We start from the raw sequence: 18,864 nt of genomic DNA, 5'->3' as shown, positions 1-18,864 counted from the left end.
AAGTTTAGAGGCGTTCTTGCGACCTTGAACTATAATGACTAAGTGGACTACATATGATTTGACCGAACCGTTCGGTCAATAGCCTGGAGGTGACAAAACGCACATGAGCGACCTGAAAGACATCGCTCGCGCAACAGCCGCCGCTCCCAGCAACTCTCCCTCGACAGAAGAGAGCGCGGAGAGGGCCAAGCGTCGCCAGATCCTGGAGGGAGCCCGTCAGGTTTTTCTCGCAAGCGGCTTCGATGGCGCCAGCATGGGCGAGATCGCGAAGGCGGCCGGTGTCTCCAAGGGCACACTCTATGTGTATTTCGACAGCAAGGAGAGCCTGTTTGCGGCCCTGACGACGGAAGAGAAGCAGGGCCTGGCCGAAGTTCTCTTCAAGCTCGACGCTGACGATCCGGATGTGCGCTCCGTGCTCACCCAGCTCGGCCATACTTACCTGACCCGCATGGGCACACCGGAGCATATCTCCTCGATCCGCATGGTGATCGGCGCCGCGGAAAAATTCCCTGCCCTCGGCCAAGCCTTCTACGAAGCCGGCCCCCGCCAAGGCGCAGCGCGGCTCGCAGCTTACTTCGACCGCCAGGTCCAGGCTGGGCGCCTATCGATCGCGGACACCAGCGTGGCCGCCCAACACTTCCTCGATCTTTGCGTCTCCGGCCTGATGCGCCGCCAGCTCTTCGCTGTCGGTGGGCCGCCGACACAGGACGAGATCAAGAAAAATGTGGAGAACGCGATCCGCGTGTTCTTCGCAGCCTATGGGCCGGACGCCGGCAAGCGTCAGTGATCCGCCCGCATGGCCTCGGCGACACGGGCCTTCAGAACCTCCGGCTGGCGCAGAATCAGGGCACCGCGGGTGCGCTCGATCAGGCCTTCCTGGGTCAGCATCGAAAACTCGCGCGTGATCTGCTCGCGGCGGCAGCCGATGCGGGCGGCGACGATATGGTGGAAGGGCGGCGGGGTAATGACCCGCTCGATACCCTTGTCTCCGCGCGGCACAGAGAGGCGCAGCAGCTCCGAATAGAGCCGGTGCCTCAGATCAAGAACCGTCTGTTCCATGAACTTGGCGTTCAATTCGCGCAGGCGCGAGGCCATGAGGCAGAAGAGGCGCTCGGCGACGGGCCGGTTGGCGAAAAGCAGCTCCTTGAACACCGCCGCCGGCATCACGCAGGCCTCGCCTCTCGTGAGCGCCGTGACATTCGCGGAACGCTTGATGCCGTCGAGGGCAGCCAGTTCGCCGAAGACCTCTCCTGGCTTCATCTCGTTGAGGATCACCTCCCTGCCCGAGGCGGTGCGCATGAGCACGCGCACTTCGCCGGACAGGAGGAAATAGACGTCGGTGGAGAGCTCGTCGAAGTCGACCAGCACCTCATCCGGATCGAAGCGGCGCCAGTTGGACCGCGCCTCGAATGGGATAAGATCGATCTCAAGTCCCTTGAACAAGTGAACATTGGCAAGCCGCGCCATGTTTCTCCCCCGACCGCAAACCTTCGCTAGAACTATACCATAGCGCCCGTACAAGTAGAGCTAAAGCCCTGCTTATCAGTCTTTGACCGTCCGGTCATTCGCAAGCCCCGCTTTCCTGAGACTATTGCGGGTACCCACAACAGGCCGCGCATACTCCAAGACGCTTCAAGGATGGGCTTTCCGCATGTCGTCCGCGTTCTTCTTGTGCGCGCCGAGGATACCTGATCAGCCGGCATTTGAGCCCCCTGAGCCTCTCGTTACGTCATAAATCCATATCTGGCTTACCGCAGGGGAAAAGCCCCAGCTCCCTTTCCCCTGTCCCGGCACCTTGCCAGCGCCCTTTTCACAGGCCAAAAGGCGGCATGCTCCATGTCAATGATCTCACCTACCGCATCGGCGACCGGCTGATCCTCGACCACGCCTCCTTCAACCTGCCCACGGGCAGCAAGGTGGGGCTCGTCGGGCGCAACGGTGCGGGCAAGACCACCCTGTTCAAGATCATCCAGGGCGAGCTCGCCACCGAGAGCGGCAGCATCACCCTGCCCCGCGGCATGCGCATCGGCGCCGTGGCCCAGGAGGCTCCGGGGGGGCCGGAGCGCCTCATCGACGTGGTGCTCGCCGCTGACAAGGAGCGCACGGCCCTTCTCGCCGAGGCCGAGACGGCGGACGGCCTCCGCCGTGCCGAGATCGAGACGCGGCTGACCGATATCGGCGCGCATTCCGCCCCCTCGCGCGCTGCCGCAATCCTCCACGGCCTCGGCTTCGATGCGGAAGCTCAAGAACGCCCCTGCTCCGATTTCTCGGGCGGCTGGCGCATGCGCGTGGCGCTCGCCGCCGTGCTGTTCACCGAGCCGGACCTTCTGCTCCTCGACGAGCCGACGAACTATCTCGATCTTGAAGGCACGCTCTGGCTCTACGACTACCTGGGTCGCTACCCGCATACGGTTCTCGTCATCAGCCACGACCGCGAGCTGCTCGACACCTGCGTCAACCACATCCTGCATCTCGACCGGGGCAAGCTCACGATCTACCGCGGCGGCTATACCTCGTTCGCCAAGCAATATGCGGAAAAGCGCGAGCTGACGGCGAAGATGGCGGCGAAGCAGGAGGCGGAGCGCAAGCACCTGCAGGCCTTCGTGGACCGCTTCAAGGCCAAGGCCTCGAAGGCGCGCCAGGCTCAGTCGCGCGTGAAGCGGCTCGCCAAGCTCGAGCCCATCGCCACCATCGTCGAAGACGACGTGCTGCCCTTCAATCTGCCGGACCCCGAGCGCCCTGCCGCTCCGCCGCTGATCACGGTGGAAAGCGGCGCCGTCGGCTATGGCGAGCGCATCGTGCTCGACCGGCTCAATCTCACGATCTCGCCCGACGACCGCATCGCGCTGCTCGGCTCCAACGGCAATGGCAAATCCACTTTCTGTAAGCTCATCGGTGGCAGGCTTGAGCCGATGAAGGGCGAGATGCGCACGGTCAGCCGCATGGATGTTGCCTATTTCGCGCAGCATCAGCTCGACGAGCTGAACCCGAAGGCGACCGCCTATGATCACGTGGCTGAGCGCATGCCGGACACGCCGATCGCCAAGATCCGCGCCCGTACGGCGCAGATCGGCTTTCCGGGTGCGAAGGCGGATACACCCGTTTCCGCGCTCTCCGGCGGCGAGAAGGCGCGCCTGCTCATGGGATTGGCCGCTTTCAACGGCCCTCACCTGCTCATCCTTGACGAGCCGACGAACCACCTCGACATCGACAGCCGTACGGCGCTGATGGAAGCCATCAACGACTATACCGGCGCGGTCATCCTGGTGAGCCACGACCGCTTCCTGATCGAGGCCTGCGCCGAGCGTCTCTGGATCGTCGGCAACGGCACGGTGAAGGCCTTTGACGGCGACATGGACGATTACCGCCAGCTCGTGCTGTCGGGCGAGTTCGATCCGCAAAAGCAGAACGACAAGCCGCAGGCGCCGACCGCATCCAAGGTCGATGAACGCCGCGCCGCCGCAGAAAAGCGCGCAGCGCTTGCTCCCTTGCGCAAGAAGCTCGAAGCGATCGAAGCGCGCATGGCGAAACTCCACGAAGTCATCGGCAAGGTGGACGCGGCGCTCGCGGACGGAACAGCCTTCCTGAAGGATTCCGCGAAGGCCACCGAGCTTTCGAAGATGCGTGCCGAGGCAGCGGACACGCTCGCCTCTCTCGAGGAGGAATGGCTGACCATCAGCGGCGAAATCGAAACCGCGAGCGCGTGACGATGCAGAACCAGGCACCAGAGCAGCCGGAGGCCTCCACCAAGCGGAAAGCCCTTTGGAAGGAAATCCCCACCGGCATCTGGGCGCTCGGTTTCGTCTCGCTGCTGATGGATGTCTCCTCCGAGATGATCCATGCCCTGCTGCCCGTTTATCTCGTGACAGTGCTCGGCACATCGACGCTCACCGTCGGCATCATCGAAGGCATCGCGGAAGCCACCGCCTCGATCACGAAGGTGTTTTCCGGCGCGCTCAGCGACTGGCTCGGGAAGCGCAAGTTTCTCGCAGCTTTCGGCTATGGCCTCGCCGCCTTCACGAAGCCGATTTTTCCGCTCGCCCCATCCGTCGCCTGGCTCGTCACGGCACGTTTCGTCGACCGCATCGGAAAGGGCATTCGCGGAGCGCCGCGCGATGCGCTGATCGCCGACATCAGCCCCGAGCACCTGCGCGGCGCGAGCTTCGGCCTGCGTCAGTCGCTCGATACGGTGGGAGCTTTCATCGGCCCGTTCCTCGCCATCGGGCTCATGTGGCTGACGGCGGATCACTTCACCACCGTCTTCTGGATCGCGGTGATCCCCGCTTTTCTCTCCTTCGCCCTGATCGTCTTCGCAGTGCAGGAGCCGGAGCGCCCTGAAGGATTGCGGAAAGTGCGCATGCCTCTGCACCCGTCCGAACTCGTGCGCTTGGGCGCGACCTATTGGTGGGTGGTTGCGTTCGCCACCGTGTTCACGCTCGCGCGCTTCAGCGAGGCCTTCCTCATCCTGCGCGCTCAATCCTCCGGCGTGCCGGTGGCGCTGGTGCCCATCGTGCTCGTGATCATGAACGTGGTCTATGCCCTCTCCGCCTATCCGGCGGGCGCCCTCTCCGATCGCGTGGATCGCATCACGATCCTCACCATCGGCTTGGGTCTCCTCCTCGCCGCCGATATGGTCCTCGCCTTCGCGCCCGGCCTCGGCGGAATTGCGCTCGGCGTGGTGCTCTGGGGCGCTCACATGGGCTTCACGCAGGGGCTTCTTTCAACCCTCGTCGCCGACAGCGCTCCACCCGAACTGCGCGGCACGGCCTTCGGCATGTTCAACCTCGTGACAGGGCTTGCCCTGCTGGTGGCGAGCGTGATCGCAGGTGCGCTGTGGGACAAGGTGGGCCCGCAAGGTACGTTCCTGGCCGGAGCGGCCTTCACGGTACTGACGCTGATCGGCCTGCTGCCTGTTCGCGGGCGGTTGCGGGCCAAGGAAAGCGTTTAAGGCTTCGCTATCCGATCGAGCCTGTTGTTCACGAAGAAATACAGCTCGCGTCCGCCGGGCTCGGAATAGAGCACCTGCACCTCGCGCTGGCCCTTGCCGCTTTCGCCGACCAGCACGTCCGTGGCGGGCTTGCCCTTGAGGCGCACGAGATCGCATTCGCTGATGCCGGACTCGATGACGGTGGCGGTGCCGGTCGAGGGGCCGGTGCAGCGCCCGTCAGGTCCGAGCAGTGGGCCGTCGAAGGTCGGACCTGTCGGGGCCGCAGCCATGGGTGTCGGTGCAACAGACGCAGCAACCGGCGGTGCGGAACTCGTGCTGTTGCAGGCGGCCAGACTCAAGGTGGCGAGAGCCACGCACGACAAGACCTTCAGACGCATCGATCAATCCCCATTGGCGGCCCTGGCCTGCAGGGCTTCTTCAAAGAGCCGCTGCACGTCCGTGCGGAACGCCTGCCGCGACGCTTGCCGCGAATAGAACATGTGGCCGCCTTCGTAAACACTCAAAGACACACGCTTCTTCCGGGGACCGAGATCGGGAAGCTGATCGAGGAGCAGCTTGGAGGCAAAATACGGCGTCACCAGATCGGTAAAACCGTGGGTGACGAGCACGCGCATCTTGCCGTCAAGCGCCAGTGCCTGCCGCAGCTCTTCGAGATTTTCAGGGCTGTTGCGCCCATTGCCCCAGCGCCAGGCACCGCTGATGGAGCCGTTGAGCAGATTGTAGCGCCCCTCCGCCTTATAGTTCAGCGTGTCGGTCATGTGATGGATGATGGCGCTCGACAACGGCGCGGTCATCGCATCGAGGACCGGATCTTCGAAGCGAGGAAACTGGCTCGTGGGGTTGGGATCGGCGGTCGCCACATTGGTGTCATAGGCGCTGACGATCTCGGATGAGGAACGCCGTAACTCCCGCTGGACCGTGCGCATGTCGATGCGGCCGGCCAAACGCCGCGTCAGCTCGGGATTGAGCCCACTCAGTTCGGCTACGCGGCGGCTCATGCGCTCAACAGCCTCCTTGTCCTGCAGGCCGCGCATGAGATCGACAACGTACTCGCCGGAAGCGTAAGCCTCAGCCTCGCGAAGACTCTCTCGCGACACCGGTCCATTACGCGACTGCGCGGTGGCAGCGAGCGACGGCAGGAGTGCAGCATTGACCCATGGCGCCCCTGCCCCCTGATCGAGCCAATCGAAATCCAAGACAGGCGAAACGAGCACAAGACCGCTGAAGCCGATGCCCTGATCATTCTGGAGCTTCTGCGCGAGCAGAGGCCCACGAAAACCGCCATAGCTCTCGCCCACGAAGAATTTCGGCGATGTCAGCCGCCCCTTCTCCTTCAGCCATCGCATGACGAAGGCGGCCAGCCCGTCGATATCGCCTTGAACCGAGTAGAATCGCTCCCGCACCTGATCGCCCCCGATCACGCGGCTGTAGCCGGTGCCCGGCGGGTCGATGAAGACGAGGTCCGTGAAGTCGAGCCAAGTCTCCGCATTGGGCACGAGCGCGGGCGAGGCGGACGGGCTGATGGCCGGTCCATCGAGAGGCAACAGCCAGGGGCCAGCGGCAAGAAGATGAAGGTAGGCGGAAGATGCGCCCGGCCCGCCATTCACCGCGAACGTCACCGGCCGCGATGCGGCATCGGCATCCTCCTTCGCATAGGCCACGAACCCGATTTCAGCCTGCGGCGCGCCCTGCTGATCGGTGAGCGTCAGATGCCCCGCCGTCGCCAGAAACTGGAGTGTCCGTCCCGGCAGTTCGAGCGTATGGCGTGTGACCGATTCCGGAGGAAGCGCCTGCGTTTGAGACTCGGGACGTGGCCTGCGGGCCTCCTGCTGCTCGTTTTGCTGCTGCCTTTCCTGCGCCATGGCCGCGAGAGGCACGGCCAAGGACAGACAGAGAGCGGCTGAGGTGAGCAGACGGAAGGCGCGAAGCATGGCTTTTATCCTTGTGGCCTTCGGGAAACTGGAGAGCCGCAGAAGGGTTGCAAGCTTTCCGGCAATGACGACTTCGTGTGCGCTTCAAGCCTTGCGCTGCCAGCGGCCGAAATCGTCCTGCTGCCAATAGGTCGCATCGTGGCCGCCCTCCTTCACCGCGCGCCACTGGTCGCGGGCGATGGCAAGCGCTTGCACGTCGTTGCCGTCGAAGAGGATGGCGATGCGCTGGTAGGAGCCGATCTCCTCCGGCAGGCTCGCCCCTTCGGCAAGGAATCGGATGGCAGCGCCATTGGGGTTCTCGCCGCTCAAGGTAATGAGAATCGGCTGGTCCGCCGCATGGGCCTCGCGGTCCGTACCATGCGGCAGGAAGCTCTCGTCCGAGAAGGTCCAGAGATGATCGTCGAGTGCGGCCATGCGCTCCTCGGTCGTCACCTGCACCACCGCGCGCCAGCCACGCTCCAGCGTTTTCTGCAGGAGCGTGGGCAGCACCGCCTCGAGAGGCTGTTGCTGAAGATGGTAGAAAAGGACCTCGGCCATAATCGTATTGTCATCCTGGGCGGAGCGTAGCGCAGATCCGGGATCGTTGGCAGGATCAAGCGCCATTCTCGTCTAGCGATCCCGGGTTCCGCTGTCGCGGCCCCGGGACGACACTCTCTGAGACTCAACCCTCGTAATGATCGCGAACGAGACGGTCGAGCAGGCGCACGCCCCAGCCCGAGGCCCAGCCGCGGCTGATCTCGGTCTGGGGCGAGCCCATGGCCGTACCCGCAATGTCGAGATGCGCCCAGGGAGTATCATTGACGAAGCGCTGGAGCAGAGCAGCCGCCGAACTCGAACCACCGAAACGGCCGCCGGTATTCTTCATGTCGGCGAACTTGGATTCGATCATCTTGTCGAATTCCGGCCCAATCGGCATGCGCCACACGCGCTCGCCCGTCGCCTTGCCGGCAGCGGTGAGACGCTCGGCCAGTTCATCGTCGTTCGAGAACAGGCCGGCATACTCCTGCGCCAGAGCGACCAGAATCGCGCCGGTGAGCGTCGCCAGGTCGATCATGAACTTCGGCTTGAAGCGGTCCTGCACGTACCAGAGCACGTCGGCGAGCACGAGGCGGCCTTCCGCGTCGGTGTTGATGATCTCGATGGTCTGGCCCGACATGGTGGTGACGATGTCGCCGGGTCGCTGGGCATTGCCGTCGGGCATGTTCTCCACGAGGCCGATGGCGCCAACCACGTTCGCCTTCGCCTTGCGGCTGGCGAGCGCATGCATGAGGCCGACGACGCAGGCTGCGCCCGCCATGTCGCCCTTCATGTCCTCCATGCCGGCCGCCGGCTTGATGGAGATGCCGCCGGTGTCGAACACCACACCCTTGCCGATGAAGGCGATGGGCTTATCGTTCGCCTTGCCGCCCTTCCAGCGCATGATGGCGACGCGGCCGCCGCGCGCGGAGCCCTGCGCCACGCCGAGCAAAGCGCCCATGCCGAGCTTCTTCATGGCCTTGTCATCAAGAATTTCGACTTCGACGCCGAGCTTGGTCAGTGCCTGGGCGCGGGCTGCGAATTCCTGGGGACCAAGCACGTTCGGCGGCTCGTTGACGAGATCGCGTGCGAGCGTGATGCCCTGCAGCACGCTCTCGCGAGCCTTGTAGGTCTTTTTGACAGCGGCAGGATCAGCCACGCTTAAGATGAGGCGGGTGATGCCTTTCTGCTCGTTGTCGTCCTTCTTGGTCTTGTAGCGGTCGAAGCTGTAGCGGCGCAGCTGGACGCCCAGCGCAATGTCGGCTGCCGCGTCCGACGACACCTCGATACCGGGTAGGTCGAGCACGGCGGTTGCCGTCTTGCCATTGGTCTTGCCGGAAATCAGGCCACCCAGCTGGACGAAATCCATATCCTTCCGGTCCTTCTCGCCCCCGACGCCGATCACGATCAGCCGATCGACAGTCAGGCCGTTCGGCACCACGATGGTCATGGCGGACTTGGGCTTGCCCTTGAAGTTCTCCGCAGCCGCAGCCTTGGCGATAAGATCGACGGCCTTGGAGCCGATCTGCTTGGCAACCGCAGGTGTTGGCTTGAGATTATCCCCGACGAAAACGATCAGATCGCCGGACTCGACCTTGCCGGGCGGCTGGAAGTCGATCTTGAAGCTGTCGGCCATGAAATCCTCTTGGTTTAGACTGTGCGGGCGCTGGGCTTGGGGTGCCCCTACTCTGCTGACCGCCTTCATATAGGGCATGCCGGGCCCCGCCGTGAAATAGGCGCAATCTCAGGCTGTTGAAAACGCCCGTCTTGCCTTAACACCGGGCGACAAGGTAACCCTGGGCGTTCCCGCCCAGGGGCAAAGGGCTTCATGACACTTCTCGAACGCTACATCCTGAAAATCGCATTCAGCGCATTTGCCGCGTGCCTGATCGCCCTGACGGGCGTCATCTGGATCACGCAGGCTTTGCGCGAGCTCGATCTTCTGACGGGCAAGGGGCAGACGATTCTCATCTTCCTGACAGTGACGGGCCTCTCCCTGCCGGCGCTCATCAGCGTCATCGCACCTGTCGCTCTGTTCATGGCGACGATCTACACCCTCAACAAGCTGAACGGTGATTCCGAGCTCATCGTCATGAGCGCAGGCGGCATGGCTCCGCGACGCCTGCTGCGCCCCTTCATCGCACTGGCAACCTTCATCAGCATCGTGGTGGGCATGATCTCCCTCTACCTGATGCCGGCCAGCCTGCAGGAAATGCGAATGCTGTTCACGCGGATCAGGGCTGACTTCGTGGCGTCGATGGCCAAGGAGGGTCAGTTCATCACCCTGGATAACGGAATCACCTTCCATTACCGCGAGCGCGCGGGCGATGCCCTGCTCGGCATCTTCATGGAAGACCAGCGCGACAAGACGAAGCCCATCGTCTATCTCGCCGAGCGCGGCCAGACCGTCGAACAGAATGGACAGGCCTATCTCGTGCTCGAGAAGGGTAGCGTGCAGCGCAAGGACCCTAAGAGCAGGGACTCTTCCATCGTTGCCTTCGAACGCTATGCGGTCGACTTGGCCGCGTTCAACCAGGAGAACAACGAGATCGTCTACAAGCCGCGTGAGCGGAGCACCATGCAGCTCCTGCTCCCCGACAAGAACGAGTATCTTTATAAGGTCCAGACCGGCCGGTTCAGGGCCGAGCTTCACGATCGCCTCTCGTCCTGGCTCTATCCCCTTGCCATGATGGCGATTGCCTTCGCGGCTTTGGGCGAAGCGCGAACGACCCGCCAGGGGCGTGGCCTTGCCATTGCGACCGCGATTGCGGCAGTCGTGGTGCTGCGGGTTCTGGGCTTTGCCGCCTCCAGCGCCGTGGCCCGGACCCCTATGGCCATAGTGCCCGTCTATGGCGTTCCCTTGGGTGGAATCGCCATCTGCCTCCTGCTTATTTTCAAAGGCGCAAAAATCCGCTCCCTGAATGCCAGGATCCGCTCCACCCTTCTGGCTTTGCGCCCGTCGCGTAAGACGGCCACTCAAGGGGTTTGAGCATGCTGATCGGCCGGACGCTCGGATTTTATTTTGCGCGCCAGTTCATCAAGACGATCGTTATCGTCTTCGCAACGGTATTTGCCCTCGTCTATACCCTCGACTTCGTCGAGCTGATGCGTCGCGCCGGCGATGCGGAGCAGGCGACGACAGGGATCGTTGCCCAGCTCGCCCTGTTCCGCACCCCCGCCATTGCCGAGCAGGTCATGCCCTTTGCCATCCTCTTCGGCAGCATGGCCGCGCTCCTGCAGCTCAGCCGCAAGCTCGAGCTGGTGGTGGCCCGCGCCGCCGGTGTTTCCGCTTGGCAGTTCCTGCAGCCCGGCCTTTTTGTGGCGCTCCTGATCGGTGTCGGGTCCGTCACGATCTACAACCCGATGTCGGCCCACCTGAAGCAGCAGGCCGCAGCCCTGGAAACCAGGATTTTCTCACGCACCACCCAGACTTCGGGCAAAACCATCTGGTTGCGGCAGAAGAGCCAGGACGGATATGCGGTCTTCCGGGCGGACGGATCCCGCACCGATACGACAACCCTCGTCGGCGTAACCGTTTACACGTTCGATCTGGAAGGTGCCTTCGCGCACCGAATCGAGGCCAGGCAAGCGACCCTTCACGAGGGATTCTGGGAGCTGAAGGAAGCCCGTGTCCTTTCGGCAACAGAAGAGCCCGAATCCCACGACCGATACCTGATCGCCTCCCACCTGCAGCCCTCCCAGCTCAGACAGAGCTTCATTGCTCCTGATTCCGTGCCATTCTGGGACTTGCGAGAGACCATCCAGCGGATGGAGCGGGCAGCCATCAACACCACGGCCTATCAGCTGCACTACGACATTCTCCTGGCCCGTCCCCTCCTGTTCATCGCCATGGTTTTCGTGGCCGCATCGGTATCGTTAAGATTCTTTCGATTTGGTGGTGTAGCAACGATGGTTCTAGGTGGCGTCGCCGCCGGGTTCATGCTTTATGTCGCCACTGAGCTTATGGCGGAGCTTGGAGCCTCGGGCATCATCAGCTCAATTGTTGCGGCCTGGTTCCCTGCTGTAGTAGGCAGTCTATTAGGGACCTTGGCATTATTATACCAAGAGGATGGCTAACCCCGTCCTCACATAAGGGCGTAGGGTTTAGGAGTGGGGATGCAACGGCTCAAGGCAACGGTCGCAACGTCTGCGATCGCAGTGGCGCTTCTGTGTGCTGCTGGATCGATGCCTGCGCTTGCCCAGTCGCTTAACGAGACCATCGGCTCTCGTCTCCAAGCCAATCCGGACGGGGATCGGCTCCTCGTTGACGCCAAGGAAATCATCTACGACAACGACCGGAACACCATTTCGGCAGCCGGCGACGTTCAGATGAACTACCAGGGCCGGACGCTCCAGGCCGACCGGGTCACCTATGACCGGAACACCGGCCGCGTCTATGCCGAGGGCAATGCCCGCCTGACGGATTCCAGCGGCGCGGTCGTCACCGGCGACCGCTTCGAACTGACGGACGATTTCAAGAACGGCTTCATCGATTCGTTGCGGGTGGTTCAGACCACGGTCGAGAACGGCCGAACGGTCACGACCCGCTTCTCCTCGCCGCGTGCAGAGCGCGCTGCGGGCGAGACGACCACCTTCGAGCGCGGCACCTACACGGCCTGCGAACCCTGTAAGGACCATCCGGAACGGCCGCCGCTCTGGCAGGTCAAGGCCGCCAAGATCATCCACAACAACAGCGAGCAGACGATCTATTACGAGGATGCGACCCTCGAGATCCTCGGCCTGCCCGTTGCCTATCTGCCCTATTTCTGGACTCCAGACCCCACCGTCAAGCGCAAGACCGGCTTCCTGGCGCCTCGCTATGTGACCTCGAATACCTTGGGCTTCGGGGTATCGATCCCGTTCTTCTGGGCCATCGCCCCGAACTATGACCTGACGGTTGCTCCTACCTTCCTGACCCGCCAGGGTGTTCTTGGCGAGGCGGAGTGGCGCCACCGGCTTGAGACAGGTTCCTACAACATCCGCGTGGCTGGCATCTCGCAGCTGGATCCGGACGCCTTCCTCCCCAGCCCTCGTGGTCCGGGAGATCGCGATTTCCGCGGCTCGCTCGAGACCGCAGGTCAGTTCTATCTGAACGAGCGCTGGAAATGGGGCTGGGACATCGCTCTCGTGTCGGACAAGTGGTTCCTGGAGAACTATCACATCCGCAGCGAGAGCCTCAGCTCGATCTACCTGAAGGAATCGATTTCGACCGTTTATCTGCAAGGTCAGGGCGACCGCTCGTTCTTCGATCTGCGCGGCTACTATTTTCAGGGCCTGTCCACCCGGGACTGGCAGAAGCAGCAGCCGGTCGTTCACCCGGTTCTCGACTATGACAAGCGGGTCACCCCGTCGGTTATCGGCGGTGAATTTGGCATCAACGTCAATCTGACGAGCCTGTCGCGGGAGGCGGCCCAGTTCGAGCCTCTGACAGCGGAGAACAGGACGGCATTGCTTGGCGTCTACCAGACCTGCCGGATATTCGATCCGGAGGACTGCCTGGTGCGTGGTGCCAGCGGCACGATGTCTCGTGCCTCGATCGCCGCCTCCTGGCGCCGGGAGTTCATCGACCCCATCGGCCAGGTCTGGACGCCCTTCGCCTATGTGCGGGCCGATAACTTCTGGGTCTCTCCGGATCTGGACGGCTATCAGAACGCCAACTTGAGCAACTATCTCGGAGGCGACGACGATTATCTCTTCCGCGCCACCCCGGCCGCTGGTCTCGAATACCGCTATCCTTTCGCTGCCGACCTCGGCACCTCGGGACGCCAGGTGATCGAACCGATCGCGCAGATCATCGCCCGTCCGAATGAAACCAGGATCGGTCACCTTCCCAACGAGGATGCGCAGAGCCTCGTCTTCGACGACACGTCTCTCTTCGATTGGGACAAGTTCTCCGGCTATGATCGCGTAGAGGGCGGCGTCCGCGCGAATCTCGGCGTGCAATACACCGTCACGGGCGCCAACGACTTCTACGCCAATGCGCTGTTCGGTCAGTCCTACCAAGTGGCTGGGCGTAACTCGTTCCGTCAGGGCGATCTGGCCAATGTGGGCCTTGATTCCGGCCTGGATTCCCGCGCTTCCGATTATGTGGGCCGCCTCCAAGTCTCTCCGAACAGGAACTTCGCCCTCTTGACTCGCGCGCGGTTCGACCAGGAGGATTTTAACGTCAACAGGATCGAGGCGACCGTTCGGGCGAGCTTCAACCCCTACCTGCCGCTTTCCACCTCGCTGACCTACGCCCGCTATGAGGCCCAGCCGGATATCGGCTTCCCGCGTCGTCGCGAGGGTCTGCTCGGCTCCGCCACCTGGAACCTGACTCCGAACTGGTACGTGACAGGCTCGGTGCTGTTGGATCTCGACCGCTATCTGCTCGCCCGGGAAAACTTTGAGCTGGCGCTCGCCACCAACCCAGAGGCGGTCTACAATCCCCTGGATCGCGCCTATGTCAGCTCCATGTCTCTCGGTGTGGGCTATATCGACGAGTGCACGACCTTCTCGGTCAAGTACATCATGACGCCACGCTCCATCTCGACCAATTCGGGTGAGAAGGATCGTAACCACACGGTCATGCTCAGCCTTGAGCTGCGGACCTTGGGCGAGGCAACGATCAGTCAGCGCATCGCCGGCGACTCTTCCGAAGAAGGTATTGCGGACTAGTGGCCGGGCTTGAGCGCCCTCTCCTCCTAACCCAGGGTGACCCGGCCGGCATCGGGCCGGAACTGACCCTCCGAGCCTGGCTCCATCGCGATCAGGGGGCACTCCCTCCTTTCGCGGTTCTGGCCGATCCAGCGCATCTGGAGCGTGTTGCAAATGCACAGGGCTGGACCGTTCCCATCGTGTCCGTGGATGCCGCGCAGGTGTCCTCCGCCTTCCCGCAGGCCCTCCCGGTCATTCCGCTGAACGCGAAGGTGTTCGCGGAGTCTGGTAAACCCGATCCTGCGTGGGCTCCTTCCGTGATCGAATCGATCGAGACGGCGGTGCGCCTCGTGCGCAGTGGTGCGGCGCCCGCCCTCGTGACAAATCCAATCGCCAAGCATGTCCTCTACAACGCGGGGTTCCAGCATCCGGGACACACGGAATTCCTGGCGACGCTCGCAGCACAGGATGGAAACGCCTACCATCCGGTGATGATGCTTTGGAGCGAAGAACTCGCCGTGGTCCCCGTCACCGTTCACATCCCCCTCTCCACTGTGTCTTCGGCGCTGACGACGGAGCTGATCGTTCTGACGGGGCGGATCGTGGCGCGGGAGCTGAAGGAGCGGTTCGGCATCGCCAATCCCCGTCTTGCCCTGACCGGTCTCAACCCTCATGCGGGCGAGAACGGCGCCATGGGCACGGAAGACCAGGCAATCATTGCCCCCGCGATCGCAACCTTGCGGGCGGATGGCATTACGGCGTCGGGCCCTCTTCCCGCGGACACCATGTTCCACGCCCGCGCCCGCAAGGGCTATGATGCCGCGCTTGCCATGTATCACGACCAGGCCCTGATCCCGATCAAGACCATCGCCTTCGATGAGGCCGTGAACGTGACATTGGGCCTGCCTTTCGTGCGCACGTCGCCGGATCACGGGACGGCCTTCGACATTGCGGGCCAAGGCATCGCGCGTCCCGGCAGCCTCATGGCTGCGATCAAGCTGGCGGCGCGCCTCGGCGCAGGGGCGAAGAAGCCATGAGCCAGATCGACAACCTTCCCCCCTTGCGCGAGGTCGTCCGCACTCACGGCCTGATGGCCAAGAAGTCCCTCGGCCAGAACTTCCTGTTCGACCTCAATCTCACGAGCCGCATCGCCCGCTCCGCCGGGCCTCTCGAAGACGCCACGGTCATCGAGGTTGGCCCCGGCCCCGGAGGCCTCACCCGCGCGATCCTGGCGGCGGGCGCTAGGAAAGTCATTGCCATCGAGCGCGACAGCCGCTGCCTGCCCGCGCTTGCTGAAATCGCCGACTACTATCCAGGCCGTCTGGAAGTCATCGAAGCCGATGCGCTCGAATTCGATCCGCGTCCCATGGTCGGCGACGGCCCGGTGCGCATCATTTCCAACCTTCCCTATAATGTGGGAACGGCCCTGCTCACCGGCTGGCTGACGGGCGAGGCCTGGCCGCCCTGGTGGGCCTCGCTGACCCTCATGTTCCAGCGCGAGGTGGCCGAGCGGATCGTCGCGACCGAGGACGACCCTAAAGATTACGGGCGGCTCGGCGTGCTCTGCGGCTGGCGCACGGATGCGCGCATTCTCTTCGACGTGCCGCCCTCGGCCTTCGTGCCGCCGCCGAAGATCACGTCAAGCATCGTGCATCTGACGCCCAAGGCCTCACCCCTGCCCTGCCGCATCGGCGCGCTGGAAGCAGTCACCCGCGCAGCCTTCGGCCAGCGTCGCAAGATGCTGCGCCAGAGTCTCAAGGCGATAACGCCTGATCCCTCCTCCATCATCGCCGCTGCAGGCCTCGAGGAAACGATCCGTGCCGAAAATGTTCCCGTGGAAGGCTACGTCGCGCTCGCCAATGCGTTCGACGCGGTGCGGCGTTGAGAAACCTGCCCTCGCTCTTCAGTAGACCTTAACCTCGTCATCTCAATGATGAGCTGAATTCAGCAGCCTCTGACCGGCTGTGACGGGAGGAGCGCATGACACAACCACGCAAGACGATCGGACTTCTCTTTGGTGGCCGCTCTGCGGAACATGAGGTGTCCAAGCTGTCGGCGGCCAATGTCTTTCGTGCCCTGAATCCTGAGCGCTACGATATCGTCCTGATCGGCATCGGCCGGGATGGGCGCTGGCTTTTGTGCGACACCGGCAATGGTGCCGGCAGAGGCGCGCGGTCGCTCGCGATTCCCGAGGGCGCTCCCCAGGTGGCGCTCCTTCCTGGTGGCGACGGCGAGATGATCGTCCTCGATGGCAAAGCCTCCTCCCGCTCTCTGCGGCTCGATGCCATCGTTCCGGTTCTCCATGGACCGAACGGCGAGGATGGAACGGTTCAAGGCCTCCTCCAGCTCGCGAATGTTCCCTATGTGGGCTCCGGCGTGATGGGCTCCGCCGCTGGCATGGACAAGGACATCGCCAAGCGTCTGCTCCGCGACAGCGGCATTCCCGTGGTGCCGTTCCTGCCCCTGACGACGCGCAATCGAATGGACTATCGGGCGGCCGTCGATGTGCTCGGCACCACCGATCTTTTCATCAAGCCCGCCAATATGGGCTCCTCCGTCGGCGTGTCGTGCGCAACGTCCGCAGACGAATTCGCACGAGCCTGCGAGCACGCCTTCCGCTACGATGGAAAATTGCTCGTGGAGCGAAGCATCACGGGCGCCAGGGAAATCGAGTGCTCCGTGCTGGAGGATGCCTCCGGTGAGGTTCGCGCCTCCCCGCTCGGCGAGATCGTGCCCGCGAGCAGCCACGGCTTCTACAGCTATGATGCGAAGTACATCGATGCTGACGGTGCCCTGCTGCGCATTCCAGCCGAACTCTCGGCCGGGCAGGTGCGAAAGATCCAGGATCTCGCCATTGAGACCTTCAAGGTCTTGAGCTGCGAAGGTCTGGCGCGCGTCGATTTCTTCGTCGACCCGAACCGGGAAGAGGGCCTCTTCGTCAACGAGGTGAACACGCTTCCAGGATTTACGGCCATCAGCATGTATCCCAAGCTCTGGGAGGCCGGCGGCCTATCCCAGCAGGAGCTGATGGAGGTGCTGCTCGGCCACGCGATTGCCCGTCACGAGCACCGGAACGGATTGGCACTCGTGTGAACAGCAAGCCTTAGCGCGTCGTGCGGAAAAGTGGACCGGGTTTTCCGCAGCCAACGATGCGCTCATTAAGGAAGAGAGCATCGGATTGATCCCCAAAAGTGCAAGTCCACTTTTGGGTCCGATGCTCTAGTCGATCTTCTCCGTTAGCAGTCCCTGCACAAACTCCTGCAGGCCTACGAGGCGATCCCGCTTGAGGCGCTCGGCTGCCTGGATGGCCTTGAGGCTCTGGAAGGACTGACCGAGATCCTCGTTGACGATCACGTAGTCGTATTCGACCCAACGCTCCATCTCGATACGGGCGTTGGCGAGGCGCTTGGCGATGACTTCGTCCGCATCCTCCGCGCGGCGCTCCAGACGGGCCTTCAGTTCCTTGAAGCTCGGCGGCAGGACGAACACGGTCACCACATCGTCGGGCAGCTTCTCACGCACCTGACGTGTGCCCTGGTAGTCGATGTCGAAGATCATGTCCTGGCCGGCCGCGAGGGTCTTCTCCACCGGCTTGCGCGGGGTGCCATAGAAGTTGCCGTGCACCTCGGCCCATTCGAGGAGCTCATCGCGATCACGCATCGCCTTGAACTCTTCCACATCAATGAAGTGATAGTGCTTTCCCTCGATCTCGGAGGGACGCTTGGGGCGTGTGGTGACGGAAATCGAGAGAACGCCTGCCTGCTCTTCCACGAGGCTGCGGGTGAGCGTGGTCTTTCCGGCGCCGGAGGGCGAGGACAGAATGAGGATGAGGCCGCGACGGCTGACCAGGGGCTTCGAATCTTGGCTCACCGCATCACTCCACGTTCTGAACCTGCTCGCGGAATTGCTCGATAACGGCCTTCAATTCAAGACCGATCCGTGAAAGAGCCACATCATTGGCCTTTGCACACAGGGTATTGGCTTCGCGGCCGAATTCCTGCGCCAGAAAATCAAGACGGCGTCCCACCGGCCCGCCTTCCTTGAGCAGCGCTCGCGCGGCATCCACATGGGCGCGCAGGCGGTCGATCTCCTCGCGAATATCGGCGCGGGCGGCAATGAGCACCGCTTCCTGATGCAGGCGCGCAGGATCAAGGGACGCCTTGCCGTCGAGAAGCTCCGCAATCTGCGCTTCGAGGCGCGCGCGAATGGCTTCCGGCTGGCGGGCGGGACAAGCCTCCGCTTCGGAGACGAGCACTGCAACGGTATCGAGCTGCTGGTTCAAGACGGCAGAGAGCGCCTGGCCCTCTTTCATCCGCGCGGACTTCAATGCTTCGATGAGCTTTGCAATACCCTCTTTCAGAGCCGTCGCAAGCGCTTCATCCTGGGCAGGATCCCCCCCATCCTCGTCGAGTTCCACGACGCCACGAACGGAGAGAAGTCCATCGAGGGAAGCCGGCTTCACATTGTCCGGCAGGGTCAGGCCGCCGATGGCGGAGAGGAGCGATTGCAGCACCTCCTGATTGACCCGCAGCTTCGGCGCGGTGGAGGTCTTGGACAGGGTGAGATTGAGCTGGCCTTGGCCCCGACTGAACGCCTTGAGAATCTGGCCGCGCGCCTCCTCACCGATGGCGTCGAGTCCGGACGGTGTCCTCACGCGCACTTCGAGACCGCGTCCGTTAACGGTCTTGATCTCCCAGGCCCACTGATTGGAGCCGGTCACACCGGCCTCGCGGGCAAAGCCGGTCATGCTTGCAATCGCCATCCACTGAACCTCAGGCCTAGAAATGAAAAATCGGCGCGACCATAGCGCATCGTGCGGAAAAGTGGACCCGG

General features: G+C 63.1%; 16 protein-coding genes. 9 read left to right on the top strand and 7 right to left on the bottom strand.

Annotation, left to right across the window (positions count from 1 at the left end; translation table 11 throughout):
* Positions 1–103 precede the first annotated feature (103 nt).
* Positions 104–787, top strand: coding sequence for a TetR/AcrR family transcriptional regulator (locus AA309_RS26845; RefSeq protein WP_084731697.1), 684 nt, complete (start codon positions 104–106; stop codon positions 785–787).
* On the opposite strand, the gene AA309_RS26840 is transcribed toward AA309_RS26845, so the two are convergent.
* Entirely contained in the window at positions 781–1,467 is a 687-nt protein-coding gene (locus AA309_RS26840) for a Crp/Fnr family transcriptional regulator (protein WP_047192088.1), read from the bottom strand. The genes AA309_RS26845 and AA309_RS26840 overlap by 7 nt on opposite strands.
* Before the next feature lie 362 nt (positions 1,468–1,829).
* Between AA309_RS26840 and AA309_RS26835 the strand changes: the two genes are divergently transcribed.
* Positions 1,830–3,707, top strand: coding sequence for an ABC-F family ATP-binding cassette domain-containing protein (locus AA309_RS26835; RefSeq protein ID WP_047192087.1), 1,878 nt, complete (start codon positions 1,830–1,832; stop codon positions 3,705–3,707).
* Positions 3,665–4,948 (top strand): MFS transporter, encoded by a 1,284-nt coding sequence (locus tag AA309_RS26830; protein WP_425286908.1) that lies wholly within the window; start codon positions 3,665–3,667, stop codon positions 4,946–4,948. The genes AA309_RS26835 and AA309_RS26830 overlap by 43 nt, the downstream gene beginning before the upstream one ends.
* On the opposite strand, the gene AA309_RS26825 is transcribed toward AA309_RS26830, so the two are convergent.
* From AA309_RS26825 to AA309_RS26810, 4 genes are all read right to left on the bottom strand, one after another.
* Positions 4,945–5,325, bottom strand: coding sequence for a hypothetical protein (locus AA309_RS26825; RefSeq protein WP_047192086.1), 381 nt, complete (start codon positions 5,323–5,325; stop codon positions 4,945–4,947). The two genes, AA309_RS26830 and AA309_RS26825, sit on opposite strands and share 4 nt — an antisense overlap.
* Positions 5,326–5,328: 3 nt before the next feature.
* Positions 5,329–6,879, bottom strand: coding sequence for a S10 family peptidase (locus tag AA309_RS26820; protein ID WP_047192085.1), 1,551 nt, complete (start codon positions 6,877–6,879; stop codon positions 5,329–5,331).
* A gap of 84 nt (positions 6,880–6,963) precedes the next feature.
* On the bottom strand, positions 6,964–7,416 hold the full coding sequence (locus AA309_RS26815) for a DNA polymerase III subunit chi (protein ID WP_047192123.1): 453 nt from the start codon (positions 7,414–7,416) through the stop codon (positions 6,964–6,966).
* A 124-nt stretch (positions 7,417–7,540) separates the two neighbouring features.
* The gene (locus AA309_RS26810; RefSeq protein WP_047192084.1) at positions 7,541–9,031 is read right to left on the bottom strand and encodes a leucyl aminopeptidase; all 1,491 of its coding nucleotides are present in this window, start codon (positions 9,029–9,031) and stop codon (positions 7,541–7,543) included.
* A gap of 192 nt (positions 9,032–9,223) precedes the next feature.
* Here AA309_RS26810 and lptF point away from each other — a divergent pair, with 192 nt between their 5' ends.
* The 6 genes from lptF (at position 9,224) to AA309_RS26780 (ending at position 17,124) form a co-directional block, all read left to right on the top strand.
* The gene (gene lptF / locus AA309_RS26805) at positions 9,224–10,384 is read left to right on the top strand and encodes an LPS export ABC transporter permease LptF (protein WP_047192083.1); all 1,161 of its coding nucleotides are present in this window, start codon (positions 9,224–9,226) and stop codon (positions 10,382–10,384) included.
* Positions 10,385–10,386: 2 nt separating this feature from the next.
* A complete protein-coding gene (lptG, locus tag AA309_RS26800; RefSeq protein WP_047192082.1) occupies positions 10,387–11,472 on the top strand; it encodes an LPS export ABC transporter permease LptG in 1,086 nt (361 codons plus the stop codon).
* Between the two features lie 39 nt (positions 11,473–11,511).
* A complete protein-coding gene (locus AA309_RS26795; protein WP_047192081.1) occupies positions 11,512–14,052 on the top strand; it encodes an LPS-assembly protein LptD in 2,541 nt (846 codons plus the stop codon).
* The gene (gene pdxA, locus AA309_RS26790) at positions 14,052–15,068 is read left to right on the top strand and encodes a 4-hydroxythreonine-4-phosphate dehydrogenase PdxA (protein ID WP_047192080.1); all 1,017 of its coding nucleotides are present in this window, start codon (positions 14,052–14,054) and stop codon (positions 15,066–15,068) included. The genes AA309_RS26795 and pdxA overlap by 1 nt, the downstream gene beginning before the upstream one ends.
* Positions 15,065–15,916: a 16S rRNA (adenine(1518)-N(6)/adenine(1519)-N(6))-dimethyltransferase RsmA gene (gene rsmA, locus AA309_RS26785; RefSeq protein WP_047192079.1), complete on the top strand. Its 852-nt coding sequence runs from the start codon at positions 15,065–15,067 to the stop codon at positions 15,914–15,916. The genes pdxA and rsmA overlap by 4 nt, the downstream gene beginning before the upstream one ends.
* A gap of 95 nt (positions 15,917–16,011) precedes the next feature.
* Positions 16,012–17,124, top strand: coding sequence for a D-alanine--D-alanine ligase family protein (locus AA309_RS26780; protein ID WP_047192078.1), 1,113 nt, complete (start codon positions 16,012–16,014; stop codon positions 17,122–17,124).
* 126 nt (positions 17,125–17,250) lie between these two features.
* Here AA309_RS26780 and gmk read toward each other — a convergent pair whose 3' ends face one another.
* Together gmk and AA309_RS26770 are read right to left on the bottom strand one after the other, a co-directional pair.
* Positions 17,251–17,901: a guanylate kinase gene (gmk, locus tag AA309_RS26775; RefSeq protein ID WP_047192077.1), complete on the bottom strand. Its 651-nt coding sequence runs from the start codon at positions 17,899–17,901 to the stop codon at positions 17,251–17,253.
* Between the two features lie 4 nt (positions 17,902–17,905).
* Positions 17,906–18,793, bottom strand: coding sequence for a YicC/YloC family endoribonuclease (locus tag AA309_RS26770; RefSeq protein WP_047192076.1), 888 nt, complete (start codon positions 18,791–18,793; stop codon positions 17,906–17,908).
* Positions 18,794–18,864 lie beyond the last annotated feature (71 nt).

This window comes from Microvirga vignae (assembly GCF_001017175.1).
In the GTDB taxonomy this organism is placed as follows: Bacteria; Pseudomonadota; Alphaproteobacteria; order Rhizobiales; family Beijerinckiaceae; genus Microvirga; species Microvirga vignae.
This window is presented reverse-complemented; position numbering and strand designations above follow the sequence as displayed.

Excerpts from the sequence above, each read along its gene's own strand:
- lptG (WP_047192082.1), top strand. The coding sequence starts at position 10,387 with ATGCTGATCGGCCGGACGCTCGGATTTTATTTTGCGCGCCAGTTCATC.
- AA309_RS26840 (WP_047192088.1), bottom strand. The coding sequence starts at position 1,467 with ATGGCGCGGCTTGCCAATGTTCACTTGTTCAAGGGACTTGAGATCGAT.
- AA309_RS26845 (WP_084731697.1), top strand. The coding sequence starts at position 104 with ATGAGCGACCTGAAAGACATCGCTCGCGCAACAGCCGCCGCTCCCAGC.
- AA309_RS26770 (WP_047192076.1), bottom strand. The coding sequence starts at position 18,793 with ATGGCGATTGCAAGCATGACCGGCTTTGCCCGCGAGGCCGGTGTGACC.
- AA309_RS26825 (WP_047192086.1), bottom strand. The coding sequence starts at position 5,325 with ATGCGTCTGAAGGTCTTGTCGTGCGTGGCTCTCGCCACCTTGAGTCTG.
- lptF (WP_047192083.1), top strand. The coding sequence starts at position 9,224 with ATGACACTTCTCGAACGCTACATCCTGAAAATCGCATTCAGCGCATTT.
- AA309_RS26835 (WP_047192087.1), top strand. The coding sequence starts at position 1,830 with ATGCTCCATGTCAATGATCTCACCTACCGCATCGGCGACCGGCTGATC.
- AA309_RS26830 (WP_425286908.1), top strand. The coding sequence starts at position 3,665 with ATGGCTGACCATCAGCGGCGAAATCGAAACCGCGAGCGCGTGACGATG.
- AA309_RS26810 (WP_047192084.1), bottom strand. The coding sequence starts at position 9,031 with ATGGCCGACAGCTTCAAGATCGACTTCCAGCCGCCCGGCAAGGTCGAG.
- AA309_RS26780 (WP_047192078.1), top strand. The coding sequence starts at position 16,012 with ATGACACAACCACGCAAGACGATCGGACTTCTCTTTGGTGGCCGCTCT.
- AA309_RS26815 (WP_047192123.1), bottom strand. The coding sequence starts at position 7,416 with ATGGCCGAGGTCCTTTTCTACCATCTTCAGCAACAGCCTCTCGAGGCG.
- rsmA (WP_047192079.1), top strand. The coding sequence starts at position 15,065 with ATGAGCCAGATCGACAACCTTCCCCCCTTGCGCGAGGTCGTCCGCACT.
- AA309_RS26795 (WP_047192081.1), top strand. The coding sequence starts at position 11,512 with ATGCAACGGCTCAAGGCAACGGTCGCAACGTCTGCGATCGCAGTGGCG.
- AA309_RS26820 (WP_047192085.1), bottom strand. The coding sequence starts at position 6,879 with ATGCTTCGCGCCTTCCGTCTGCTCACCTCAGCCGCTCTCTGTCTGTCC.